19 protein-coding genes are annotated in these 25,309 nt (G+C 72.1%); 13 read left to right on the top strand and 6 right to left on the bottom strand.

Features of this window, described 5'->3' with window-relative positions; genetic code table 11:
* Nucleotides 1-47 precede the first annotated feature (47 nt).
* Entirely contained in the window at nucleotides 48-2,591 is a 2,544-nt protein-coding gene (gene rph, locus ACQEVZ_RS43750) for a rifamycin-inactivating phosphotransferase (protein ID WP_433378976.1), read from the bottom strand.
* A gap of 254 nt (nucleotides 2,592-2,845) precedes the next feature.
* On the opposite strand from rph, the gene ACQEVZ_RS43755 reads away from it, so the two are divergent.
* The 3 genes from ACQEVZ_RS43755 (at nucleotide 2,846) to ACQEVZ_RS43765 (ending at nucleotide 6,264) form a co-directional block, all read left to right on the top strand.
* Nucleotides 2,846-4,630, top strand: a complete 1,785-nt coding sequence (locus ACQEVZ_RS43755; RefSeq protein ID WP_433378979.1) for a putative bifunctional diguanylate cyclase/phosphodiesterase — start codon at nucleotides 2,846-2,848, stop codon at nucleotides 4,628-4,630.
* Between the two features lie 191 nt (nucleotides 4,631-4,821).
* Nucleotides 4,822-5,091 (top strand): hypothetical protein, encoded by a 270-nt coding sequence (locus ACQEVZ_RS43760; RefSeq protein ID WP_433378982.1) that lies wholly within the window; start codon nucleotides 4,822-4,824, stop codon nucleotides 5,089-5,091.
* Between the two features lie 75 nt (nucleotides 5,092-5,166).
* Nucleotides 5,167-6,264, top strand: coding sequence for a hypothetical protein (locus ACQEVZ_RS43765; RefSeq protein WP_433378985.1), 1,098 nt, complete (start codon nucleotides 5,167-5,169; stop codon nucleotides 6,262-6,264).
* A 289-nt stretch (nucleotides 6,265-6,553) separates the two neighbouring features.
* On the opposite strand, the gene ACQEVZ_RS43770 is transcribed toward ACQEVZ_RS43765, so the two are convergent.
* On the bottom strand, nucleotides 6,554-8,362 hold the full coding sequence (locus tag ACQEVZ_RS43770) for a DUF6461 domain-containing protein (RefSeq protein WP_433378988.1): 1,809 nt from the start codon (nucleotides 8,360-8,362) through the stop codon (nucleotides 6,554-6,556).
* 40 nt (nucleotides 8,363-8,402) lie between these two features.
* Nucleotides 8,403-9,818 (bottom strand): PLP-dependent aminotransferase family protein, encoded by a 1,416-nt coding sequence (locus tag ACQEVZ_RS43775; protein ID WP_344505238.1) that lies wholly within the window; start codon nucleotides 9,816-9,818, stop codon nucleotides 8,403-8,405.
* A gap of 112 nt (nucleotides 9,819-9,930) precedes the next feature.
* On the opposite strand from ACQEVZ_RS43775, the gene ACQEVZ_RS43780 reads away from it, so the two are divergent.
* Both ACQEVZ_RS43780 and ACQEVZ_RS43785 read left to right on the top strand, forming a co-directional pair.
* Nucleotides 9,931-10,350, top strand: a complete 420-nt coding sequence (locus ACQEVZ_RS43780) for a hypothetical protein (protein ID WP_433378991.1) — start codon at nucleotides 9,931-9,933, stop codon at nucleotides 10,348-10,350.
* A gap of 41 nt (nucleotides 10,351-10,391) precedes the next feature.
* Nucleotides 10,392-11,291, top strand: coding sequence for an alpha/beta hydrolase family esterase (locus tag ACQEVZ_RS43785; RefSeq protein WP_433378994.1), 900 nt, complete (start codon nucleotides 10,392-10,394; stop codon nucleotides 11,289-11,291).
* Nucleotides 11,292-11,462: 171 nt separating this feature from the next.
* On the opposite strand, the gene ACQEVZ_RS43790 is transcribed toward ACQEVZ_RS43785, so the two are convergent.
* The gene (locus ACQEVZ_RS43790; RefSeq protein ID WP_433378997.1) at nucleotides 11,463-14,693 is read right to left on the bottom strand and encodes a GH92 family glycosyl hydrolase; all 3,231 of its coding nucleotides are present in this window, start codon (nucleotides 14,691-14,693) and stop codon (nucleotides 11,463-11,465) included.
* A gap of 445 nt (nucleotides 14,694-15,138) precedes the next feature.
* On the opposite strand from ACQEVZ_RS43790, the gene ACQEVZ_RS43795 reads away from it, so the two are divergent.
* Nucleotides 15,139-16,137: an intradiol ring-cleavage dioxygenase gene (locus ACQEVZ_RS43795; RefSeq protein WP_433379000.1), complete on the top strand. Its 999-nt coding sequence runs from the start codon at nucleotides 15,139-15,141 to the stop codon at nucleotides 16,135-16,137.
* A gap of 27 nt (nucleotides 16,138-16,164) precedes the next feature.
* On the opposite strand, the gene ACQEVZ_RS43800 is transcribed toward ACQEVZ_RS43795, so the two are convergent.
* Entirely contained in the window at nucleotides 16,165-17,232 is a 1,068-nt protein-coding gene (locus ACQEVZ_RS43800; protein ID WP_433379003.1) for a lysylphosphatidylglycerol synthase domain-containing protein, read from the bottom strand.
* 237 nt (nucleotides 17,233-17,469) lie between these two features.
* Between ACQEVZ_RS43800 and ACQEVZ_RS43805 the strand changes: the two genes are divergently transcribed.
* The 3 genes from ACQEVZ_RS43805 to ACQEVZ_RS43815 all read left to right on the top strand — a co-directional run bounded on the left by ACQEVZ_RS43805 (nucleotide 17,470) and on the right by ACQEVZ_RS43815 (nucleotide 19,834).
* Nucleotides 17,470-17,871, top strand: a complete 402-nt coding sequence (locus tag ACQEVZ_RS43805) for a CBM35 domain-containing protein (RefSeq protein ID WP_433379006.1) — start codon at nucleotides 17,470-17,472, stop codon at nucleotides 17,869-17,871.
* A gap of 197 nt (nucleotides 17,872-18,068) precedes the next feature.
* Nucleotides 18,069-18,869, top strand: coding sequence for an MEDS domain-containing protein (locus ACQEVZ_RS43810; RefSeq protein WP_433379009.1), 801 nt, complete (start codon nucleotides 18,069-18,071; stop codon nucleotides 18,867-18,869).
* Nucleotides 18,866-19,834: an anti-sigma factor RsbA family regulatory protein gene (locus ACQEVZ_RS43815; protein WP_433379011.1), complete on the top strand. Its 969-nt coding sequence runs from the start codon at nucleotides 18,866-18,868 to the stop codon at nucleotides 19,832-19,834. Before ACQEVZ_RS43810 ends, ACQEVZ_RS43815 begins: the two co-directional genes overlap by 4 nt.
* 73 nt (nucleotides 19,835-19,907) lie before the next feature.
* On the opposite strand, the gene ACQEVZ_RS43820 is transcribed toward ACQEVZ_RS43815, so the two are convergent.
* Nucleotides 19,908-22,136, bottom strand: coding sequence for a glycoside hydrolase family 97 catalytic domain-containing protein (locus ACQEVZ_RS43820; protein ID WP_433379014.1), 2,229 nt, complete (start codon nucleotides 22,134-22,136; stop codon nucleotides 19,908-19,910).
* A 316-nt stretch (nucleotides 22,137-22,452) separates the two neighbouring features.
* On the opposite strand from ACQEVZ_RS43820, the gene ACQEVZ_RS43825 reads away from it, so the two are divergent.
* Genes ACQEVZ_RS43825 through ACQEVZ_RS43840 form a run of 4 tightly spaced genes read left to right on the top strand, consistent with a single transcriptional unit; the run spans nucleotide 22,453 to nucleotide 25,292 of the window.
* Entirely contained in the window at nucleotides 22,453-23,757 is a 1,305-nt protein-coding gene (locus ACQEVZ_RS43825) for an ABC transporter substrate-binding protein (RefSeq protein ID WP_433379017.1), read from the top strand.
* A complete protein-coding gene (locus ACQEVZ_RS43830) occupies nucleotides 23,754-24,698 on the top strand; it encodes a carbohydrate ABC transporter permease (protein ID WP_433379020.1) in 945 nt (314 codons plus the stop codon). Before ACQEVZ_RS43825 ends, ACQEVZ_RS43830 begins: the two co-directional genes overlap by 4 nt.
* The gene (locus ACQEVZ_RS43835) at nucleotides 24,695-24,838 is read left to right on the top strand and encodes a hypothetical protein (protein ID WP_433379023.1); all 144 of its coding nucleotides are present in this window, start codon (nucleotides 24,695-24,697) and stop codon (nucleotides 24,836-24,838) included. The genes ACQEVZ_RS43830 and ACQEVZ_RS43835 overlap by 4 nt, the downstream gene beginning before the upstream one ends.
* A gap of 52 nt (nucleotides 24,839-24,890) precedes the next feature.
* Entirely contained in the window at nucleotides 24,891-25,292 is a 402-nt protein-coding gene (locus ACQEVZ_RS43840; protein ID WP_433379026.1) for a PPOX class F420-dependent oxidoreductase, read from the top strand.
* The last annotated feature ends 17 nt before the right edge of the window (nucleotides 25,293-25,309 follow it).

Here is a 25,309-nt window from a genome sequence, read left to right on the forward strand (position 1 = left end):
TACGACGGCAGGCGGGGACGGCGCTTGAACGAATCGGGCACCCGGCCTCAGGACAGGATCTCGACGTAGCCGTCGGTGCCGTCGACGCGGATGCGCCGGCCGTCCTCGATGGCGGTGGTGGCGCCGACGACGGCGACGACCGCTGGCAGGCCGTATTCGCGGGCGATGACGGCGCCGTGGGTCATCTGGCCGCCGACCTCGGTGACCAGTCCGGCGATCGCCACGAACAGCGGGGTCCAGCTCGGGTCCGTGTAGGCGGTGACGAGGATGTCGCCCGGTTCGAGGTCGGCGTGCGCGAGGTCCAGCACGACGCGGGCGCGGCCCTCGACGACGCCCGCGGACACCGGCAGTCCCGCCAGCGCGCCCGCCGGGACGTCGTCGCGGCGGTACGCGCCGGTGATCGCCTCGCCGTCCGAGGTGAGCACGCGGGGTGGGGTGAGCGTCGCGTACGAGCGGAACTCCTCCCTGCGGCGGTCGATCAGCGACGCGTCGGCGTGGCCGGTGCGCACGACCTCGTGCAGCTCGTCGAAGCGCAGGTGGTAGACGTCGTCGCGGTCGCGGAGCACTCCGGCGCGGACGAGGCGGCCGGCCTCCTCCAGCAGCGCCTGCTTGTAGATGAAGTAGCGGCTGACCATCCCGTACTTCGGGTATTCGCGGTACCCGATGAACGTCCGCACCCGGTCGATCTTCTGCTTGGTCTCGCCGGCCTTCGCGGCGCCGTCCGGGAGGGCGCGCAGGCGCTCCAGCAGCTCCTGCTCCTTCGCGAGGGCGTCCCGCCGGCCCTCCTCGAAGCGCCGGGCGGCGGCGCCCGGCGCGAAGTTCCTGACGTTGCCGAGGATCACGGGCACGAGGGTCGCGGGCTCCTCGCTCCACCGCGGGCGGGTGATGTCGATCTCGCCGGCGCAGCGCATCCCGTACATGTCGAGCCACGCCTCGATGGCGTCGCGCGCCTCGGGACCGCCGGGCAGCTTCGCCATGTCCTCCAACGAGAACTCGGCGTGCTCCAGGTAGGCCACCAGGTCCGGGTGCGGGCGGATCACGTCGGCGACGTCCAGCAGCGCCAGGCCCATCTCCGACGTGACGTTGTGCGGCACGGACTGGGTCAGCGGGTCGGACGCGTTCTTCTCCCCCAGCCACGTCTCGAGGTGCTCGTTGAGCCACCAGGCGGCCTCCATCGCCGACATGAACACCTGGTGGCTGCGCCGGTCGAACAGGAGCCGCCGCAGCTCCTGGAGGTCGGCCTGGACGAAGTCGAGCAGCGCCGTCCCTGACAGCGGGCGGATGGCCTCCCGCAGTTCGGCGATCGAGGCCTGGTGCTGCGCGATCAGGTCGACGACGACGGCCGGGTCGGTCGGGAGCTCCTCCGGCGTGGCGCCGGTCGGCAGCAGGGGCGGGGCCGTCCCGTCCGGCGCCGTCGCGATGTACCCGTCGCGGTCCAGGACGGTCCGCAGCGCGTCGCCGGTCAGCGGGTCGGACCTGCCGATCATCTCCAGCAGCGCGGCCCGGCCGGCCGGCGCGGCGACCCGCGCGGTCACGTCGACGAACAGCCGGCCGCCGGCCTCCGCCATCGGCGCGGGGGTCGTCATCTGCCAGAACGAGAGCCCGAGCGGCTTCATCGCGTCGGTCATCATCTGCTGGTGGCCGACGGAGAGGTACACGTGGTTGGCCCCGTCGGTGGTCGCCGGGATCGGGAACAGCGTGGTGATCGGCCGGCTCTGCACGACGTGCAGGTCGTCGCCGGCCAGGCACCACTCGATGTCCTGCGGGCGGCCGAAGTGCGCCTCGATCCGCCGGCCGAGCTCCGCCAGCCGCACGACCTGCGCGTCGCTGAGCGCGGGCAGGGCCTGCTCGTCGGGGTCGATCTCCCGTTCTGACGTGCCGCCCGCCGGCGCGGGGTCGACGGCGAGCCGCTTGACGCCGATCCTCCTGGCGACGATCGTCCCGCCGCGCACCGTGTACGAGTCGGCGTTCACCAGACCGGACACGAGCGCCTCGCCGAGTCCGTTGACCGCCTCGACGCAGACGGACCGCCGGTCGCCGGTGACGGGATCGGCGGTGAACATGACGCCGGACGCCTCCGGCAGGACCATCCGCTGGACCACCACCGCCATGTGCGCCGCGCCGTCCGGGATGCCGTTGCGTCGCCGGTACAGCACGGCGCGGTCGGTGAACAGCGACGCCCAGCACCGGCTGACGTGCCGCAGCACCTCGGCGGCGGGCACGTTGAGGTAGGTGTCCTGCTGGCCGGCGAACGACGCGGACGGCAGGTCCTCGGCGGTCGCGCTGGACCGGACGGCGAACGTCACCTGCGCGCCGAACCGTCCAAGGGCGGTGGTGATCGCGGCCGCCACGTCGTCCGGGATCGCGGCGTCCTCGATCGTGCGACGGATCCGCGCGTTCGGCGCCGCCGGGTCCGGCGACGGTACCGCCGCCATCACCCGCTGGAAAGCGGCCGTGGTGACGCAGAAGCCGGGCGGCACGCGGACGCCGCCGATCCTCATCAGCGCGCCCAGGTGCGCGCCCTTACCACCGACCGCATCGATGCTCGCCTCGTCGACCTCGTCCAGACCCAGCACGTACTGCTCGGGCATTCCGAATCCCCCCTCGCTCCGGCCGACGATTCTGCGCCAGGACCCGGGTCTTGCCGCAAGACCCCCGGTGCGGTATACGTTAAGAGTGGCGAGGGGTTATCTCCTTGCCTTTCGTTGTTTCCGGGCCCGCTTCCGAGCACCGTCGGTGGCCGTCCGCATGCGGGCCGCTGCGCCGGTTGAATAGCAGGTGACAGGCCGATTACCGGCGAGTACAGCCCTTGGTGCCACGGGTTTGCTCGCTGATGATTGACGGCGTGGATCACGGGGATGCCGCCATGCCGTCCGACACGGTCGGGCCACTCGCGCGGCCGGTCGGCGTTGTCGAGTCCACCATGCGGTGCGAGGACCTCGACCTGATGTTCCGCGCGGACCCGTCGCTGCACAGCGTCGCGGTCATGTACCTCGACGGCGGCATCGGGCTCATCAGCCGCAGCCGCTTCGCCCAGCTGATGTCGGGCCCGTTCGGGTACGGGCGGGCGCTGTGGGCGAGGACCCCGGCCGGGCGGACCGCCGACCCCGCCCCGATGATCGTCGAGGAGACCGCGCTCGTCGCCGACGTGTGCGAGCAGGTGAGCCGCCGGGACCAGGTGCGCCGCTACGACGACGTGCTGGTCCGCCGCCCCGACGGCCGGCTCGCGCGGGTGTCCGCGGCACGGCTGTACGAGACGCTCGCCGCGCTCATGGCGGTCCAGGCGATCCGCGACCCGCTGAGCGGCCTGGCGAACCGGGCGCGGTTCCTGCACCGGCTGACCGCCGCCTGCCGCGACGGCGACCAGACCGGCCTCGCCGTCGTGTACCTCGACCTAGACCGCATGAAGCACGTCAACGACACGCTCGGGCACACGGTCGGCGACCGGCTGATCGTCTCCGTCGCGCACCGGCTCACCGCCGCCGCCGACCCCGGCAGCGTCGTCGCACGGCTCGGCGGCGACGAGTTCGCGGTGCTCACCCGCGTCGCCGGCCCGCGCCAGGACCATGCGGCGCTCGCGCTCGGCGAGCGGTTCCGCCGGGCCGTCGCCGCGACCGATCCGGCGCTGCCCGCAGGCGCGCACAGCACGGCCAGCGTCGGGGTCGCGGTGGCCGGGCCAGGCGCCGACGGGGCGACCCTGCTGCGGGAGGCCGACGCCGCGATGTACCGCGCGAAGCAGGCCGGCGCCGACCGCGTCCAGACGGTCCACGGCGTCGGGGCGCTCACCGACGGCCGCGACGACGACGTGCTCGCCGCGATGGACCGGGGCGAGCTGCGGCTGTTCTACCAGCCGATCATCGGCATCGACGACGGGCGGGTCTGGTCGGTGGAGGCGCTCGTCCGCTGGCAGCACCCGCTACGGGGGCTGCTGACGCCGGACCGGTTCCTGCCGGAGCTGCGCCGGCTGCGGCAACTGCCGCAGCTGGACCGCTGGGTGCTCGACCGCGCCTGCGCCGACGTCGCACGGTGGGACGCGCTGCTCGGCGACCGGGCGCCACGGTGCGTCAACGTCAACCTCACCATCGACACGCTCGGCGCCGCCGAGCTCACCTCGCTCGTGCTGGACTCGTTGCGCCGCAACGGCTCCGCGCCCAGCCGGCTGCGGGTCGAGCTGCCCGAGTCCGCGGACTTCGCCCAGCTGCAGGACGCCGCCGGCCGGCTGCGGGACCTGCGCGACACCGGCGTCGGCATCGTCCTGGACGACATGGGCGCCGGCTCCGCGACCCTGCGCAACCTCTCCGCCCTGCCCGTCACCGGCGTGAAGATCGACCGTTCGTTCGTCGCGGGCATGCTCGACAACCGCAGCGACTTCGCCGTCGTCAAGCTCCTCGGCGACCTGGGCCGCAGCGTCGGCATCGACGTCACCGCCGAGGGCGTCGAGGCCGACGAGCAGCTGGAGGCGCTGCGGCAGCTCGGCGTCCGGTTCGCGCAGGGCTACCACCTCGGCCTGCCCGCCCCCGCCGAGCACCTCACCGCCCTGCTCCGCACCGGCGCCCGCCCCCGCGGCGTCGCCAGCATCCCGGCCGAGCCGGCCGCCCGCCCCGCCACCGCCGGCCGCCACCGCGTCTGACCCGCCGCCGCTCGCTCGCGGCGGCGCGAATCGTCAGGCCGTCGTCCGCCGGTATCGACGTCACCGCACGTTCAGTGCAGCACAACCTGTGGGCGCTAGCGTCGCGGCGTGTCTTTCGTGGAGCGGCTCGTGTGTCATCCCCGGTTGCCGCTGGTCGCCGGGCTGGACTCGGCGCGGGCGGCGGTGCGCGTGTGGCGGGTGGACGGCGGAGAGCTCCGCGAGCTCGGGTCGTCGACGGGGAGGTCGAGGAGTTCCGGACCGCCACCGACCTGCTGCCCGCGGACGCCGACCTGCGGACCGCCCTGCTCCGCAGCGACGGACGGCGCACCTGGGCCGCCGAGGACCTCGCCACCGTGACCGAGGCCGACGAGCACGACCCGACCTGGCTGCAGTTCCACGCTGCGATCAACGCGATCAACCAGCAGCAACCCACGGAGAAGCGGGACACCGCGGGCGGTTGACGGACGTCACGATCACGCGTGTGGTGGTGGCATAATCGTCGCCATGATCGCGAGAATCGAGTCCTCCGTCCGCCGGTGAGCGAGACGACCGAGCCCGGACCGCTCTTCGCCCACGCGCTGCGTCTGCACCGGCAGCATCCGGACGGTGTCCTGCCCCGTGACGGCGAACCGTATCCGGACGATGGACCCCACCGGCACGGGCCGCGACCCGAGTCTCACGAGGATCGGCGATTCGACGGCGTCGATGTCGCCGCCATCCTCGACCGGCACTTCGCCAGGGCCGGTGCACCGCCGGGCGAGCTCGCCGGCGCGTTTCACGACGTCCACGTGCCGATCCACCGCAACGAGCACATCGCCGCCGCGGCGCTGCGCGCGGACCGGGACCGGGTGCGGCAGACCGGCCGGTGGCTCGTGCGGCACAGCACGGACCGGTGCGCCGCGACGGTCGGGCTGGCGCTGCTCGCCTCGGACTGGACGGAGGACGACATCCCGCTCGTCCAGACCATCGGCCTGCTGTCGAACCAGTTCGGGGCGCTGGCCGCCGAGGCGCTGCAACGCCGCGGGGGCGGGGAGGCGCTGCTGTGGCTGGCCGAGCGGGTCGCGGGCTGGGGCCGGGTCTACGTCGTCGAGGCACTGTGCCGCGGCGGCGGCACCTCCTCCCGGTCCTGGCTGCTGCGCCGAGCCTGCGACGGCGACTTCCTCAACGGCTACTTCGCCGGCAAGGTCGCCACCGCGGCCCACCTGCACGAGGCGATCACCGGTGCGGACGTCGACGACGACCTGGTCGACCACACCGGCCGGCTCCTGGCGGTCATGGCCGACTGCGATGGCATGGGCCTGACCCTCGATCACTACCCACCGGCACCTGCCGTCCTGGCCGCTCATGCGGGGCACCTCGCCCGGCAGACGCCGACGGTGAGCCGGTACGTCGACGCCGCGATCATCGTCGACCACCTGACGAGCAAGCCCCCGGACCGGTGCGGGTGCACCGCCGAGCAGCGTGACCGGGTCGCGGAGCAGTACCTCACGGTGCTCGACCGGGCCGACTGGTGCGACGCGGTCCGCGCGGGCCTCGACCCGGCCGGCGACTTCTTCCACTGGTTCGCCGCCGACGTGGCCGCGCGGCTCCGCCTGCGCGCGTTCGCCGACCTGACCGGAGGTGCCGACCGGTGAGGTCCGGCCGCCGGCCCTTCTGACGGGACACCGCGGGAGGTTGCCGGACATTACGATCGGGCGATGCCATCCCGGACGCGGCTGGTCGTGGCTCTCGGTGCGCTCGCCGCGGTGGGGGTTGCCGTGGCGGTCTACGTGGGCGTTCGGCCGGACGGCAAGCCGGGGCCACTTCACGCTGCGCGCTGTACGGGCCGATCGGCGACTGGGACCCGAGCCGCCCCGGCAACGTCTGGACGAACAACCGCCTCGACAACGGCACGGCGATCGCCAACAAGCCCTCGTAGACGCCCTACGGAAGGTCGAACGCCGCCCGGAAGGCGGCGCTCGTCGCCGCCGGGTCGCCGAGGTGCATCGCGTCGCGGACGGTGGCCATGGCCGCGATCAGCGGGTCGTCGTCGCGGGCCATGACGACCGCCTGCAGCGCGAAGACCGCCGGGTCGATCGGTGGCGGCGCATGGTCGCCGAACGACACGCTCAACCGGTGCGTGATGCTCTCCACCGGCACGTCGCGCCAGCGGGCGAACGCGGCGTCGAAGTCGGTGAACCACGGCGGTGGCGGCGCGCCGCGTTCGAGGGCGGTGACGCCCGCCTCGACCCAGTCCTCGGCGATCATGCCGGACCGGGTGCAGCAGTACCGCGCCGCCCACGCCGCCATCGCGCGCTGCGTCCGGGGCCCGGCCTCGGCGATCCGGTCGATGAGGTCACGGTCGTGCGGGACCAGGCCGAGCGTGGCGGACTGCACGTCAGGCTCGAGCAGCCGCGGGTCGGCGGGGATCCGCCCACCCCACGTGTTGCGCAGGTCCTCCAGCCGCCACCGCTCGGCGTCGCGCTCCCGCGCCTCCCGCTTGCGGCGCACGGCGTCCCGCTCCCGCGGCGGCGGTTGCGGTTGCGGGATCACGACGTCGCGCAGCTCGGGGAAGTCCCGCCACAGGTCCGCGAACAGCTGCGGCATCGGCCTGCCGTCGGCCGCGCCGGTCCTGGCGAACTGCCAGCACAGGTCCGCCGCCGGATTGACGGAGTCCCACTGCACCACCAGCCCCCGGGCGATGTTGGCGCGATGCGCGCGGTCCTGGCGGAACGGCAGGAACACGGTCGTCGCCAGGTAGGGGTCGAGGGCCTGCTCGACGACCTGCACGTCCTGCGCCGGCACCGGCTCGCCGCGGTGGACGAGGTCCCGGACCCGCCCGAACCACGGCTCGTCCACCAGCCCGGCGGCGCGGAACGGCCGCTCCCACGCCCACATGAAGATGCGCCCGATCAGCTCGGCCGGGGCGAATGCGATGGCCATGGCCATGGCACGGTCCTCGTCGTAGACCGCCGGCCCGGCCGATCCCAGCGCCCTGACCCGCCGGTCGGTGACCCCGCGCCGGCCCCACCCCTCGAAGTCCTCGCCGGTCCAGTCGCCCGGGTCCGCCACGTACGCCTCGAGCGCCTCCCGCACCTCCGCGTACCAGGGCTCGGCCGCGACCTGGCTGCCCGGCCCGCCGACGCCGGCGCAGCGGAAGGTCGCGGCGTGCAGGTGCTCGGCGTCCCACCGCACGCCGGTCATCCGCTCCATCAATGCGAACGTCCGCTCCTGGAAGTCCGCGTCGAAGTCGTCGTCGTCCTCGTCGGGGTCATCGCCGTAGCCGCCGAACGTGAAGCCCAGCTCGGTGAGCAGCCCGTCGAGCCGCCCGGGCTCGGCGCCGTAGGGCTCGTCCGGGTACCCCGGGTTGAAGTACACCAGCTCCCTGCCGCCGGCCGCCCACGTGAAGCTCGGCGTGGTGTTCTCGTTGTAGTAGAACGACACCAGCTCGCCGGCCGCGGACAGCGCCCGCACCACGTCGCGGTCCGTGCACAGGTACCCGTTGGGTTCGATGACCATCGTCCAGTCGCCGAGCCGCGTCGCGACGACGTACATGAGGTCGCTGGGGTGCGGGACCCCGTGCTCGTCGACCCGCTCCCGCACGGCGTCCTCGGCCAGCAGCGCCGTCTGCGCGGACACGATCGGGACGGGGTCGGCCCCGCCGAGGATGCCGATGACCTCGTCCGGCCCCGCGCCGCGGACCAACGTGACACAGAAGTCGAGCGGCAGCACCTGCTCGACCCCTGCGACCACAGCTCCACTGTGCCCCGCGGACCGCCCGGCCGCAGGCGATTCAGCGCGGCCGCTCCCCGGACAGCCACGCACACAGCCCGGTGATCGCCGGGGTGACGTCGGCGGTCGGCAGGCCACCGAAGCCGACGAGGAACCCGTCCCGTGGGTGCCGGCGCTGGTACGTGCGGCGCAGCGAGCTCAGCAGGATGCCGTGGTCCTCCGCCAGGCCGTCGAAGGCGGCGTCCGGCGGGGTGCCGGGGCCGACGACGGTGAGGTGCAGCCCGGCCTGCGCGGGCAGCGGGTGGTATCCGGCCGGGAGCCGGGCGCGCAGCTCGCGGCAGAGCCGGTCCCTGCGGCGGCTGTACGCGGCCCGGGCGCGCCGCAGGTGCCGGCCGAAGTGGCCGCCGGCGATGAGTGCGGTGAGCGCGTCCTGGATCAGGGGCGGCGGGCACCAGTCGACGGCCTGCCGGACGGCGGTGATCGCCGGTGCCAGGGTCGGCGGGGTGACCAGGAACCCCGCGCGCACGGCCGCGCCGAGCGTCTTGCTGAACGTGCCGATGTAGATCACGCGGCCGTCGCGGTCCATGCGGAACAGGGGCTCCAGTGGCCGGGCGGTGTGCCGGAACTCGGTGTCGTAGTCATCCTCGAGCACGGCGGCGTTGTGCGCGCCGGCCCACCGCAGCAGCTGCGCCCGCCGGGACCGGGCCATGACCACGCCGAGCGGGTACTGGTGCGACGGCGTGACGTAGACGAGCCGCGCCGCCGGCGGGATCGCGTCGACGACGATGCCGTCGTCGTCCACGGGCACCGGCACCACGTCCGCGCCGTGGGAGCGCAGCAGCTCGTGCACCGGCGGGTAGCCGGGCTCCTCGATCGCGACGACGTCGCCGGGCTCGGCCAGGACGCGGGTCACCAGGTCGACGGCGTGCGCCGCGCCGGACGTCACGACGACCTGCTCCGGGCCGGCCGTCACGCCGCGGGACATGCCGATCCAATGCGCGATCGCCGCGCGTAGGTCCTCGTTGCCGGCCGGGTCGCCGTGATGCGTCGCCGGCCCGTGCGCCGCGGCCGCGACGCAGCGCCGCCAGGCCGCGGTCGGGAACAGCGCCGGGTCGACCCGGCCCGAGCGCAGGTCGAACCGCGCCACGGTCTCCGGACGCTGGTCGTACCGGCGCAGCGACGCGGCCAGCGGCGTCGGCTCGAGGGCGGCCGGGGGCGGCCCGCTGGGGACCGGGTCGGCGCCCGCCAGCACGAAGCTGCCGCCGCCGGCGCGGCCCTCGATGTGTCCCTCGGCGGTGAGCCGCTCGTACACCTCGGTGACCGACGACCGCGCGATCCTCAACTCCGCGGCGACGGTCCGCGTCGGGGTGAGCCGGTCGCCGGGTTCGAGCCCGCCGCTGTCGATCGCGTCGCGGATCTGCTCGTACAGCTGCCGGGTGTTGCTGCGCGGGTCGTCCGGGTCGAGGAAGAGCTCCACCGCCCACCTCCACTTGGTCTGGTCGAACCCTGCGGACTTGGACCTGATGGACGTCCAAGTCCCCACCGTAGCGTCGTGGTCACGACCTCGACGGACCACAGGACGGAGCATCATGAAACCGCACACCGGCGCCCGCGCGGCGGTCGCCCTGATGTCGGCGGCGGTCCTGCCGCTGACCGTGTTCGCGACGCCGGCCCACGCCGCGGAGCCCGGCGACGTCACCGTCGCCGCGGGCTGGGCCAGGTGCAACGACATCTCCGGCTCGCCCCTGTGCATCAGCGTCAACGGCGCGCTGAACAGCACGGCGACGGTGATGACGTCGTACCAGAAGAACTCCGGCCCGGACCGCTCCATCAGCCTGTACCTGTCGGCGTGCGGGACGGCGAAGGAGCTCGTGTACCAGGGCTCGATCACCGTGCCGGGCACCAGGTACGGCAGCCGGGCGAAGTACATCTCGTACAACTCGTGCTGGGTCGGGCACATGCGGATCGGCAACACGCAATGGACGACCGGCGAGCTGCTGACCCGGTAAGGGCTTCCCTTGACCTCGTCCGGCCGGGCAGGATCGGCGGAATGACGAGAGTCGGGGTGCTGATCGTCGCTCTGGTGTGGTGGCTGGCGGCGTGTTCCGCGGCGCCGGCGGTCGAGCGACCGGCGGACGGGCCGGGGGCGACGCTGACCGTCGCCCCCGACGGCCGGCCGTTCCAGCTGCACCTGCCCACCTCGTACGCCACGGGGACGAAGCTGCCGCTGGTGGTGCTGCTGCACGGGTACCGGTCCGGCGGGGCCGAGGCGGAGCGGTACTTCGGGTTCACCGCCGAGGCCGACCGGCGCGGGTTTCTCCTCGCGGTGCCGGACGGGACCAGGAACGCCCGGGGCCAGCGGTTCTGGAACGCGACGAGCGCGTGCTGCGACTTCGAACGCTCCGGCGTCGACGACTCCGGTTACCTGCAACGGCTGATCGACGCCGTGAAGGCCGCGCACCCCGTCGACGCGAGCCGCGTCTATCTCGTCGGGCACTCCAACGGCGGGTTCATGGCGTACCGCATCGCGTGTGAGCACGCGGACAGTGTCACGGCGATCGTCTCGCTCGCCGGGGCCGTGGACCTGGACGCCGCCGGGTGCGCGCCGTCCCGGCCGGTCGGCGTCCTGCAGATCCACGGCACCGCGGACGACACCATCCGCTTCGACGGGGGCACGAACGGCGGCCAGGCATACCCGTCCGCCGCGGCCTCGGTCGAGCGGTGGCGGGAGTACGACGGCTGCACGGACCAGGCCGCGGCCGCGTCGGCGCCGCTGGACCTCGACGCCACGCTCCCCGGAGCGGAGACCACGGTGACGACGTATCAGGCCGGCTGCCGGCAGGGCAGCCTGGTGACGTTGTGGACGATCAAGGACGGCGGGCACGTGCCGGCGCTGTCCGCCACGTTCTCCGCGTCGGTCCTCGACCACCTGCTGGCGCAGTCCCGGTAGGCGCGCGGGTCACGGCACGAGGGCGGGGCCCTGCAGCACCCGCAGGGCCTCCGCGTCGGCGGACTTCGCCACGGGTCCGTGCGATCCCACCGCAGAGCTGACCGGATCGGTGGGGTCCGAGCGCGCCGCGCCGGCCGGCTGACGGGCACGGCCGGCGCGGTCGGGCCCGGGTCAGGCGAGCAGCTGCAGCTCCGCGAGCTGGGTCTCCGCGGCGCCGTGGTTGGCGGTGATCTGCAGGCGGAACCGCGAGTAGGTCGCGGTGGCCGGGACGGTGAACGCCCGCGTCTGTCGACGGTCGGCAAAGTCGACGTTGTCGCGGGCGTCCACCGTCGTCCAGGTGACCCCGTCGTTCGAGCCCTGCAGCACCCAGTTCCTGGGGTCGCGGCCGGGCAGGTCGTCGGCGGAGGTCAGGGTGTACTGGCGGACCGTGGTCGCGCCGGACAGCTGGCAGGTGATGGTGGCGGTGGCGGCGAAGGCGAGCCACTTGGTCATCGAGCTGTCGTCGGTGAGGGCGGCCTTGCTCTCACCCGGCGGGTTCTCACCGGTGACGGTGACGGTGCTGCCGGTCGCCTTGTCCTTCTGCTGCACCGGCACGGCGCTCCCGGTGGTCATGGACGCCGGGACGTCGTTGGCGCCGGTGCCCCAGGAGGACGGGTTGGGCCCCATCACGAAGCTCAGCGTGCCGCCCGCGAGGAGGTCGGCGTGGGTCAGGTAGTTCTTCGTGTAGGTGGCGCCGTTGAGGGTGGCGCTCTGGATGTACCGGTTGGTGTCGCTGACCCCGGGCGCGTTGACGGTGAACGTGCGCCCGTTCTCCAGGTTGACCGTCGCCTTCGCGTGCAGCGGCGCGCCGATCGTGTAGTCGGTGCTGCCCATGCGGGCCGGGTAGAAGCCGAGCGCGGAGAAGATGTACCAGGCGGACATCTCCCCGTTGTCCTCGTCGCCGAGGTAGCCGCCACCGGTCCCGGCGCCGGAGTTGTAGTAGCGCTGCAGCGTGGTGCGGACCGCGTTCTGCGTCTTCGCCGGGGTGCCGGCGTAGTTGTACATGTAGAGCATGTGGTGCGTCTCTTCGTTGGCGTGCGCGTACTGGCCCATGTTCGCGTCGTAGGTCTCGCGCATCTCGTGGATGGTGCCGCCGTAGCAGCCCGGCAGGTAGTCGCGGGGCGCGGCGAGCATGCCGTCGAGCTTCGCGGAGAGCTGGGCGCGGCCGCCGTACAGGTTGGCCATGCCCTGCGGGTCCTGCGGCGCCGGCGTCGCGTAGTGCCACGGCGCGCCCTCGACGAACTCGCAGCCCCACAGGTTGGGTTTGAAGTCGGCGTCGCTGGTGCGCCACGCGCCGTTGCTCTGCTTGCCGCGGAAGAACCCGACCGACTGCGAGTACAGGTTCGTGTAGTCGAGGGCCCGGTTGCGGAGGTAGGCCGCGTCGTCGGTGCGGCCGAGCGCCTGCGCCATCTGCGCGATGCCGAAGTCGTTGGTGGCGCTCTCCAGGGTCCACGACGCCGAGTCGCCGCGGACGTCGGAGGGCAGGTAGCCCTTGAACGTCGACACGTCCAGCCCGACCCGGCCGTTGATCATCGGCGAGTACACGGTGGCGTTCTTCACCATCGACGCGTAAGCGGCGTTCACGTCGAAGTTGCGGACGCCCTTCATGTACGCGTCGGCGAACGCGAGGTCCTGGTTGGTGCCCGGCATCGCGGCCCGGTTCCACGGCCCCGACCAGCTCGGCGTCCAGCCGACGGTCTTGTACACGTTGACGAACCCGTCGAGCATCTCCCCCGCCCGCGTGGGCTCCAGCAGCGTCAGCAGCGGCCACTCGGCGCGGGCGGTGTCCCAGAAGCCGTTGTTGACGTACATCTGCCCGTCGTGGAGCTGACTGTCGTACGGGCTGTGGTACCGCCGCACGCCGCCGACCATCTCGGCGCGGTTGTTCGGGTACATGAACGTCCGGTACAGGTTGGAGTAGAACGTGACGAGCTGGTCGCCGGACGCGCCCTCGAGGCGGATCTTGCCCAGCGTCGCGTCCCACTGGGCCTGCGCCTCGTCCCGCACGGTGTCCAGGGACTTGCCGCCGACCTCCTGGCTCAGGTTCGCCGCGGCCTGCGCGACGCTGATCCAGCTGGTGCCGACGCGCAGGGTGACCTGCTGGTTCGCGCCGGTGGCGAAGCGGACCCAGCCGGTGCCGCCGGTGCCGGACGCGGCGATCGCGGTGTCGACGGTCGCGGAGAAGTACAGCTTCGCGCCGCGGTGGTCGGCGTAGCCGGAGATCGTCCGGCTCGCGGTGTCGACGGCGAACGAGCCGGCGGCGCTGTCGACGACGTCGAACAGGATCGTCGAGTCCGACGCGGCGGGGAACGTGAAGCGCAGGACGCCGGCGTGGTCGGTCGGCGCGATCTCGGCGGTGATGCCGTACGTGTCGAGGCGCGTCTTGTAGTAGTGCGCCTTCGCGACCTCGTTGGCGTGGCTGAACGTGGACTTGCGGGCGTCCGGCGTCGTCTTCAGCGCGCCGGTCATCGGCATGATCTGCAGCTGGCCGTAGTCGCCGATCCACGGGCTCGGCTGGTGGCTGATCGCGAAGCCCTGCACGGTGGTGGCCTTGTACTCGTACAGCCATCCGTCGTTGTTGCCGTTGGTCACCGGCGTCCAGAAGTTGAACCCGTGCGGGACGGTCGCGCCCGGGAACGTGTTGCCCCGCGAGTAGTCGCCGGTGGAGTCGGAGCCGCGGCGCGTGTCGACGAGGTCCGACAGCCGCCCGGCGGTGTTGGCCGCGATCGTGATGTCGTCGAAGTACCCGCGGAACGTGCCGGTCCCCTCGGGCTTGTCGTAGCCGACGAGGATCCGGTCGATGGTCCTGCCGGCGACCTTCGCGCCGATGTCGGACGTCACGTAGTTCCACGTGTCGAAGTTGAGGACCCAGCCGGTGCCCTGGTCGTGCGGGTGGATCCGGACGCCGTGCTGGTCCACGGCGCCCGAGTCGCGCAGCCGGGTGCCGTCGGTGAACACGAGGTCCACGGCGACGTCGAGGTTGCCGCCGCTCTGCGGGAACACCCAGTAGGACAGCGTGGTGGCCGCGCCGACGGCGATGTCGACGTCGAACACCCGGTTGTAGGAGTAGCTGGTCGTGGCGCTGGTGTCGGCGCCGGAGTACATCAGCGCGGCGGTGCCGGTGTGCGCGGACTCGTTGCGGGTGCCGCTCTCCATGCCGGTGAGGCCGCAGCAGTACCCGCCGACGCCGGCGCTGGTGTCGACGCTGTTGGTCCAGGTGGGCTGCGGGTCGCCGGCCTCGAAGCTGGAGCTGAAGCCGGTGGCGGCGGCGTTCGCCGGGGGCGCGGCGGACAGGACGGTGAACAGGCCCGCGGACAGGGCGGCGAGGGCCACCCAGCTCCGGGCACGGCTGCGCTGCGACATGGTCAGACCTCTGGGGGTGTCGGCGGGTTGGCGGACGGCCGATGAACGCGCATGTTCCGTAAAGATTGCACAGAACCGTTCACCGCCGTCAAGACCGATGGAATGCCTGATGAATGCGCCGCAGTACTGGAAGATCGGTACGCGAGGCACTTGAGCGGTGACGATCCGTTCAAGTCAATACGTCAATTGCAACACTTTCCAACACCGCGGAAGGCATTTCGATCAAATCCACAAGCATCTCTGTCAAATCTTGACGGAACTGATGCATACTCGGGCCGCCTGCAAGTCGTCCGACCCGCATCGGAGCGACGGCATTCGCCGTACCACACAAAAATTCGCAAATCACCCAATACGGTAAGCAGGCCGGTCGCAGCTGGTTGCCAGGTGGCTGCCAGCTTCGACGGTCAGGTTGTGGGGGCAGACAACCGTCAGGGAGGTTTCGATCGTGGAACAGCAGGCACCGTCATACGAAGGACGCGCGTTCACCCGGCCCGAGGAGGACCTGTACGACCAGGGGCTGGGCTTCGACCTCGGCACGATGGTGCGGCGCCGGCAGCTGCTGCGGGTCTTCGGCCTCGGCGCCGCGGCGATCGGCCTGACCGCCGCCTGCGACTCCGGCGGCGACGGTGGCACGCCCAGCGCCGGCGCGAGCTCGTCGGGTGCGACGTCCACCACCGGTGAGATCCCTGACGAGACCGCCGGCCCGTACCCGGGCGACGGCTCCAACGGGCCGAACGTGCTCACCACGAGCGGCGTCGTGCGCAGCGACATCCGCTCGTCCTTCGGCACCGCGAGCGGCACCGCGGCGGGCGTGCCGATGACGCTGGAGCTCAGCATCGTCGACCTCGCCAAGGGCGCGGGCACGCCGTTCGCCGGCGTGGCGGTGTACGTCTGGCACTGCGACCGGGAGGGCCGGTACTCGCTGTACTCCGAGGGCGTCACCGACCAGAACTACCTGCGCGGCGTGCAGATCGCCGACGCGCAGGGCAAGGTGAAGTTCACCAGCGTCTTCCCCGCCTGCTACTCGGGCCGCTGGCCGCACATCCACTTCGAGGTGTACCCGGACCAGGCGAGCATCGCCGACGCGTCCAAGGCAATCGCCACCTCCCAGGTCGCCCTGCCGAAGGACGTCTGCGACAAGGTGTACGCCACCACCGGATACTCCGCCTCGGTGCAGAACCTGTCCCAGGTGACCCTGCAGAACGACAACGTCTTCGGCAACGACGGCGGCGCCCTCCAGCTCGGCACCGTCACCGGCGACGTCACCGCCGGCTACGCGGTCTCCCTGACGGCGAAGGTCGACACCACGACGACCCCGACCGGTGGCGGCGCCCCTCCCGGCGGCGGTGACGGCGCCCCGTCCGGAGCCCCTCCCGGCGGCGGCCCGGGCGGCTCGGGCGGCCCCGGCGGCCCGCGCCCGAGCGGTCCGCCGCCGAGCCGCTAGGCACTACCGCCGCCCACCACCGAGCCGCTAGGCGCTGCTGTCGCCCACCGCCAGCGGCGCGGACAGGCGGGAGCGCAGGCCGCGAGGGCGCTGGAGCAGGGCGGCGGGCTGCCCGGTCGCGCTGAGGCCCACCACGACCGGCAGCCCGACGAGCGCGATGAGCCAGCAGGACAGCAGCCGGTAGGTCAGGACGGCGGCCGCGGCGGCCGCGGAGTCGCCGGCACCCGCGGCGACCAGCGACGCGAGCAGGCTCGCCTCGACCAGGCCGGCGCCGCCGGCGACGAGCGGGATCTGGCGGACGAGCTGCCCGGTCAGGTAGGCGCCGACGAGCGCCATCGTGCCGGTGTCGAGACGGAACGCCTGGGCGACCGCGACGAAGCACGCCAGGTCGCACACCCTGCGCGCGGCGGCCGCGCCGCCGGCGGTGAGCCAACACCTGGCCGGCAGCGACCAGCAGGCCCGGGTCGTGTCCACGCCGAGGCGGACCAGGGTGTGGATCAGGGCACGCCTGCCCCCGGCCGGCGGGGCGCCGGGGTGCTCCGGCACGGTGCGTGGCCGGATGCCGCGGAGCCGGCGGCGGAGCACGACCGCGGCCGCGCCGAGCAGCGCCCCGGCGGCCGACACCGCCAGGAGGCCGGTCGCGCTGGTGGACACGGCCACCGCGCACCAGGCGAGGTAGACGAGGACGATCGCCGCGCTCGCCTGGATGCTGGCCAGGACCGTGGTGGCGAGGGCGGCCGCGCTCGTCAGGCCGTGCGCGCGGAACTGGCGGACGGCGAACGCGGTCGACACCGGGCCCCCGGCCGGCATCGCCGTGGACAGGGCGGTGCGGGCGAGTGACACGCCCACCGCCCGGCCGGTCGACATCGCGCCGCCGTAGGCGGCCAGGAGGTGGCGCTGCTGCACCGCGTACATGAGCACCGAACCGGCCTGGACCAGCAGTGCCGCCGCGAGCCACCACCACTGGGCCGCCAGCAGCGACCGCAGCACGGTGCCCGGAGCGGGCAGCGACCCGCGCAGCAGCATGAACGCCACCGCCGCCGCGGCCACGGTAAGGGCGACCCCCAGCCAACGCCGCCACTCCCGCAGCCACATGCGCGTACAGTGCGCCGGCGAGATGAGGACCGGTTGAACGCGACGAGTCGCGTCGACATCAAGGCCGCAGCCACCCGCTGTCGCCACGGCGGCAATGTATCGATCGCCGTAACTTTCATGCGATCCGTGCGGCGTTTCGGACCATCCTTCCGCCCACCTTGACCGTCCGGAAAACTCACCCATGCGGTTCGACCCCGATCGATTCAGCTCGGTGGTGTCGGATCTCGGGAGCGTTCTGTGCGGCCTCATATCTCGATCGTGCTCGCCGCGGCCCTCGTGCTGCCCACCGTCGCCGTCGCCGGCCCGCCCGCCTCCGCGGCCACCGCGTCGACCACCTATGAGGCGGAAAGCGGCACCCTGCAAGGTGTCACCGTCGCCGACACCGTGCCGGGGTTCTCCGGCACCGGATACGTGGCCGGCTTCGACGACCCGGCCGACACCGTGACCATCACCGTGCCCGGCGGGCCGGGCGGGCTGTTCGACCTGAGCGTGCGGTACCGGTCGCCGTTCGGCGACAAGCAGACCCGCCTGCTGCTCAACGGCGCGCCGGCCGGCGATCTGCTGCTGCCGGGCACCGAGACCTTCGCCGAGGTCGGCGACTTCAAGCACCACGCCTGCCCCCACCACGCCCGCCCGTGAGCCATCCGCCACCAGGCCGTCAAGCCGGGGCGCCGCAGGACAGCAGGCAGGTCGCCCAGTGGGACGACGACGACGGCACCGCCGATCACCTGCGGCGCCTGGGCTGAAGGTGCCGGTCGCTCATCGCCCGCGAGCGCGTCACTGATCAGCGGCTATGCTTCGGGAATGAGACCTGGGCGGCGCACCCGGTGACGGCGGTGGCGACGGCGAAGCACTCCTGCTGGTCGTATGAGGACCAGCGGCAGTTCGAAGCGTCCGCCAGGACGTTCCTCGCCGAGGGTCTCGCCGCCGGTGAGCGGATCTGGTACGCGCGGGCCGACGGCCCGGGTGGGCTGGGCGGCTGGCTGGACGAGGCAGCGCTGGCGCATCCCGGCGCGGTCCGGTTCGTGCCGCTGGAGGAGACGTACCAGGTCGGGCAGCCGCTGGACCCGCCGGCGCAGGTCGGCACCTTCACGGTCGCGTCGGCCACCGCGGTGGTCGACGGCTTCGCCGGGCTGCGGGTCGTCGCCGACTGCACGCCGCTCGTCGCCACCCCCGACCTGCTGTCCGTGTTCGCCGCCTACGAGGCGCTCGTCGACCGCTTCATCGCGACCGCCCCGGTGCACGCCGTGTGCGGGTTCGACCGCGGCGTCCTCGGCGACCGGGCGATCGCCGAGCTGGCCTGCCTCCACCCGGCGAGCAACGCCGGCGGCGTGTCCTTCACGCTGCGAGCCGGACCGCCCGACGGGCCGGCCGCGATCCTCTCCGGCGAGCTCGACGTGGCCGCCGAGGAGCTGTTCCCGGCCGCCCTGGCCCACGTCCGGCCCGAGCCGACCGGCGGGACCATCGTCTTCGACGCCGCCGGCCTGCGGTTCATCGACCACCACGCGCTGCTGCACCTGCACCGGTATGCGGAGCGCGCGGGGGCCGACGCGGTCCTGCGCACGTCGCTGGGCACCGTCGCAGAGCTCGCCGCCATGGTCGGCGCGGGCCGCGTCCGGGTGGAGCGGGTCCGGTGAGGACCGGCGCGGCGGCCGGGCACACCGGCTACTTCCACGAGGCGATCCGCTACGACTCCGACGAGCACCTCCTGGCGGTCGTGCTGCCGTTCCTGCTCGGGGGTGTCACCGCCGGCGAGCCGACCATGGTCGCCTTCGGCGAGCGCAACGCCGAGCTGGTCCGCGCCGCGCTGCCGGCCGGGTGCCCGGTGACGTTCCTCGAGGGCGGCGACGTCTACGCCCGGCCGGTCGGGGCGATCCGCTCCTACCGCAACCTCCTCGCCGAGCACGTCGGCGCCGGCGCCGGCCAGATCCGCATCGTCGGCGAGCTGTCCGCGGCGCAGTTCGGCGCCACCTGGGACGCGTGGGCGCGGTACGAGTCGGCGATCAACCACGCCTACGACGAGTTCCCGCTGTGGAGCATGTGCGCCTACGACGAGCGCACCACCCCGCCGGCAGTCCTCGCCGACGTCGCCCGCACCCACCCCCGCACCGCGCTGCCGCACGACCGGCACGTGCCGAGCCCGCAGTACGTCTCCCCTGAGGAGTTCCTGCTGCAGGACCGGCCGGCCGTCACCGACCCGATCGAGCACGCGCCGCCGGTCGCGGACCTGCTCGACCCGCGGCCCCTGGAGGCGCGCGTCGCGGTCCGCACCGCCGCGGCCTCGGCCGGCGACGGCCTGGCCGGCCGGCCGGTCGATGAGCTGGTGCTGTCGGTCAGCGAAATCGTCACCAACGCATACGTGCACGGCCTGCCGCCGGTCCGGATGCGGATCTGGGCGGGCCGGGGCCGCATGGTCGTCTCGGTGGAGGACGGCGGGCCCGGCCCCAGGAACCCGTTCGCCGGCCTGCTGCCGACGAGCAGCACCACGTCGGCCGGGCTCGGGCTGTGGATCGCCCACCAGTCGTGCAGCCACATCACGCTCCACCGGGCCGCGACCGGCTACACGGTCCGCATGACCGCCGGCCCGCCGTACACCGGCTGAGCCGGCCGGCAGACGGGCCCGCGTCGATCCCGGCCGGGCCGGTGGTTGCCCGGCCGGGGTCGTGACGGGAAGGTCAGCTCCTCGTCCACTGCTGGTTGGTGCCGCCGTTGCACGGCCAGATGATCAGCTTGGTGCCGTTGGTGGTGCCGTTGTCGAACGCGTCGAGGCACTTGCCGGAGCCGGTGCCGACGATGGTGCCGTTGCCGTTGAGCGTCCACTGCTGGTTGGCGCCGCCGTTGCAGTCCCAGATCTGCACGGCCGCCCCGTCATCGGTCGACGCGCCCACCACGTCCAGGCACTTGGTCCCGTACACCTGCAGCTGCCGCGAACCCGTCGCCACCCATCGCTGGTTGGCGCCGCCGTTGCAGTCCCACAGCGCGACGGGGGTGCCGCTGGTGGTGGTGTTGTTGGGCACGTCGACGCAGCGTCCGGACTGCACGCCGCGGATGACGGAGCCGCTGAGCGGGGTCCCGCAGGTGGTCATGCCGGCGGTGTACGGGCAGACCACCGACGCGAACCCGCCCCGCTCCAGCAGCGGCACCGACAGGGTGTCGGCGCTGGTGGCGGTCCGGGTCTCGCGCAGCAGGTTGCCGCCGTTGTCCCGCACGGTCTCCAGGAACCACTGGCCGGCGCCGAGGAAGTTCAGCGGCGTCTGGTACGTCTTGGCGGCGATTGCGGAGATGCCGCCGAGGTACCACGTGCCGCCGTTGCGCCGGGCGAAGTACGCCTCCCGGCCGGGGCTGCCGCCGAGCAGGCGGGTCTCGTCCCAGGCGGTCGGCAGCTGGTTGAGGATCCGCATCGCCTCGGGCTGCGACTCGTAGTTCTCCGGGTTGTCGCCGAGGTGCTGCCAGCCGGACTCGAAGACGATCGCGGTCGCGAGCTCGTGCGCCCTGGTGGTGTCCCGGTTGTAGGGGCTGAAGATGACCGGCGTGAAGTCCATGCTGGCGATCGCGTTGCGGGTGAACGGCAGGATCGTGTTGAGCCCGGCGCGCAGGTACTGCTCGGCGCCGTGCACCGCTTCCGCCGTCATGACGTGCGGCCAGGTGCGCTGCATGCCGCGCGGGGTCGCCGACCCGTGGAAGTTGATCATCAGCTGGAGCTCCGCGGTGCGGGCGAGGATCGCGTCGTACCACTGCAGGGTCGGCTGCGTGAACTCGAAGGAGAAGTCGACCTTCACGCCGGCCACGCCCCAGCTCTTGATCAGCGGCAGCCACTGCTCGCGCTGCTGGGAGGTCCACAGGGCGTTGGAGTTGAACCACAGGATCACCTGCACGTTGCGGGCCCTGGCGTACGACACCACGTCCGGCGCCCAGCTGGACTGCCAGCCCTCGTCGATGAGCACGTAGCCCCAGCCGTTGCGGGCGGCGAAGTCGACGTACTGCTTCTGCCGGTCGGCGTCCGACGGACTGGCGTGCTCGGTCAGCCAGGACCAGGTGACGGTGTCGGGCTTGACCCACGACGGGTTGGCCACCCGGGACGGCGCGGAGAGGTCGTCGACGATGGTCGAGGTCGTCACGCTGGCCAGCGAGCCGACGGCCGCGGTGCGCCACGGCGTGGACAGCGGCAGGCTGGTGGTGATCGCGCCGCCGAGCGAGGCGGTGTAGGTGCCGGAGCCGCTCTGGTGCGCCAGGCTCATCGCCGCGTACCGGCCGTCGAGGTTGGCCTCGGCGACCAGCGCGTAGGTCCCGGCGACGTCGAACAGCGCCGGGTTGCGGAAGGTGGCGGTCGCCGCCGCGCCGGCGGTCGTCTGGAACCAGTAGCCCTGGTCCTCGCGGTGTGACGGCACCAGCCACGTGTTGGTGTCGGTCGGCACGGTCCAGGACGACGCCTCGCGTTGCACTGTCACGGTCCCGCTGCCGGGCAGCACGTACCGGTACGCCGCACCGGTGTCGGAGGCGCGGACGACCACGTCGAGCCGGGCACCGCCGGCGCCGGTGAACGACAGCGTCGACTCCGAGTAGGTCGTCGACCGGTTGCGCTGCTTGCCGGTGGTCATCGAGTAGGCCTCGGTGACGGTCCGGTTGGTGCGGGTCGTGAAGGTCAGGCCCTTCGTCAGGTCGGCGGCGCCGGTCACGATGCCGATCGCCGACGGGGACAGGATCGTGCGGCCCTGGTTGGCCACGGAGAAGCTCAGGGTCCCGTTGTCGTTGAGCGTGACCTGGGCCGACGTCGGGGAGCCGGCGGACGGTCCGGTGACCGTCCAGCTGGTGGCGGCCGCCGCGGGCTTCATCGCGAACGCGATGCCGGCGGTCAGCACCGCGAGCACGAGCGTGCCGCGGAGCAGGGACTTGTGATGTCGCATGGGGTCGTCCTCCGGAAGGGGTTGGCGGAACCTCGGACGGGGGCGAGCTGTCGTCACTGCAGATGTCAACGTTGTCAACCATGGCGGCGTTGACTTACGTTGATACATGCGCGACTCTGCGGACATTGAACATCTTGATCATGGCAGTGTCAAGGATCGGCTTTGCCACGCAAAATTCGTCGAAGTCGATCTTCTCCGACCGCTCGACAACGATGACATGTTGTCGATTTGCTGTGGTGACTTTTGAGTCTCCGAGTTGGAACTTGTTGAATGCCCGTTTCAAGTTCCAACACCCCCTCACCCCTGGAGAAGTCCCATGACCGACTTCCGGCTGTCCCGCCGTGCCGCCCTGCGGGGCCTCGCCGCGGCACCCGCGTTCTTCGGCGCCTCCGCGCTGCTGTCCGCCTGCGGCGACGACGCGGACGCGCCCGCCGCCACCGGCTCCGCCACGGACCCGATCACGTTCGGGTCCAACTACTCCGACGACGCCACCAAGCAGGCGTTCGCCGCGCTGACGTCCGCGGCGACGGCCGCGACGAAGGTGCCGATCACGGTCAACACCACCGACCACAACACGTTCCAGAACAACATCAGCAGCTACCTGCAGGGCACGCCGGACTCCCTGGCGACCTGGTTCGCCGGCTACCGGCTGCAGTTCTTCGCCGCGCAGGGCCTGCTCACCCCGATCGACGACGTGTGGGAGAAGATCGGCGGCACGTTCAACGACGCCGCCCGCAGCCTCTCCAAGGGCATTGACGGCAAGCACTACCTCGTGCCGCTGTACAACTACCCGTGGGTCGTCTTCTACAACAAGAGCGTCTTCGCCGCGAAGGGCTACCAGGTGCCCGCAACCTGGGACGACTTCATCAACCTGTGCAAGAAGATGAAGACCGACGGGCTGATCCCGCTCGCGTTCGCGGAGAAGGACGGCTGGCCGGCGCTGGGCACGTTCGACATCCTCAACCTGCGCGTCAACGGCTACGACTTCCACATGCGGCTGATGAAGCACGAGGTGCCGTGGACCGACCCGGGCGTCACCGCCGTGTTCGACAAGTGGCGGGAGCTGATGCCGTACCTGCAGAACGGCGCCAACGGCCGGACCTGGCAGGACGCGGCCAAGACCCTGGAGAACAAGCAGGCCGGCATGATGTTCCAGGGCTCCAACCAGGTCGCCGCGAACTACTCCCCCGCAAACCTCGCCGACCTGGACTTCTTCCCCTACCCCGCGATCAACCCCGAGCACGGCCAGTACTACATGGACGCCCCGACCGACGGCTTCATCCTGCCGAAGAAGGGCAAGAACACGGCGGCGGCCAAGGCCGTCCTGGAGTACATCGGCACTGCCGCCGCCGAGACCAAGTTCCTGGAGACCGACCACTGGGACGTCGGGCTCGCCAACGGTCTGGTCGCGCCGACCTACAACGAGATCCAGAAGAAGTCCGTCGCGGAGATCGCCAAGTGCAAGAACGTGTCCCAGTTCATGGACCGTGACACCGTGCCCGACATGGCCACCGCCGTCATCAAGCTCATCCAGACCTTTGTGGACAGTCCGACGTCTGAGACGATCGCGTCGATCCAGAAGAGCGCCGAGGACCAGGCCAAGACGATCTTCACCAAGTGAACGCGTTCGCCCGCCGCGACGGCTTCGTCGTCGCGGCGATGCTCGGCATCCCGCTGCTGATCGACGTCGTCTTCATCTGGGGCCCGGCCCTCGCCTCGGTCGGGCTGTCGTTCACGAAGTGGACCGGCGTCGGCGGCGTGCGGCTGCAGTCCTGCGACTCACTGCCGTCCGTGCCCGGCATCCCGCAGCCCGGCTGCCTCAACGGCGTCCGCAACTACGAGCAGGCGTTCACCACCTACCCCGACTTCTGGCCCGCCGTGCAGCACAACATCATCTGGCTGCTCGTCTTCGCATGCTTCGCCACCCCACTGGGCATGCTCTTCGCCGTCGTCATCGACCGCGGCATCCGCGGCTCCCGCATCTACCAGAGCATCCTGTTCCTGCCCGTGATGCTCTCCCTCGCCCTCATCGGCATCATCTGGGAACTCATCTACTCGCCCAACTTCGGCCTGGTGAACTCGCTGCTGCACCGTACCGGCGACGACAACCTCATCGACTGGCTCGGCGACCCGTCCCTCAACCTCTGGGCCCTCCTCGCCGAGGCCAGCTGGCGACAGGCCGGCTACGTCATGATCCTCTACCTCGCCGGGCTGAAAGCCGTCGACCCAGCCCTACGCGAAGCCGCCCTCGTCGACGGCGCGTCAGCCTGGCAGACCTCCTGGCGGGTCGTCTTCCCCGCCATGCGCCCCATCAACATCGTCGTCATGGTCGTCACCGTCATCGAGTCGCTGCGCGCCTTCGACCTCGTGTACATCACCTCCGGCGGCAACCCGCTCAAGGGTCTGGAACTGCTGTCCGTCGCCGTCACCCAGAACATCGTCGGCGAGACCCAACGCATCGGCTTCGGCTCCACGCTCGGCGTCATCCTGCTCGTCATCTCCCTGATCCCGATCACGATCTTTCTCCACCAGGCGTTCCGCCGTGAGGAGTCCCCGCGATGAAGCCCTCCCGGCTCGGTAGCGTCGCCGCGCAGGCGTTCATGCTCGTCGACGCCCGGGTCCGCTCCGAGCTCCGCGACGACCTCACCCTCGCCGGCGTCCACCCCGTCATCGCCCACGGCCGGCGGCTGAGCCCCACCTGATCCCCGCCGCGGCGACGCGCATCACCCGGTCCTCTCCGGGTACCCGGAGAGGATGACCCAGGGCTCCACGACGGCGTCGCTCGGCGCGCAGCGCTGCGTCTCGCTCACCACGTTCAGGAAGGACGGCACCCCGGTCGCCACGCCCGTGTGGATCACCCCGGACGGCGACGCCCTCGTCGTGACCACCCTCGCCGCCAGTTACAAGGTCAAGCGCCTGCGCCGCGACCCCCGCGTGCGGCTGGTCCCCTGCACCCGCACCGGCAAGGTCCACGCCAGCACCCCGCCGGTCGAGGGCACCGCCGAGATCGTCACCGACCCGCGCGAGACCGCCCGCCTGACGGGCCTGGTCCGGCGCAAGTACGGCCTCGAGTACCGCCTGGTGATGCTCGTCGAACGGCTCGCCACCCTCGGCCGGCGGGACCGGGTCATGCTGCGGATCACCCTGCAGGGCTGATGCGGCTCAGCTCTGCC

This window comes from Dactylosporangium sp. CA-152071, assembly GCF_050936335.1.
Taxonomy (GTDB): domain Bacteria; phylum Actinomycetota; class Actinomycetes; order Mycobacteriales; family Micromonosporaceae; genus Dactylosporangium; species Dactylosporangium maewongense.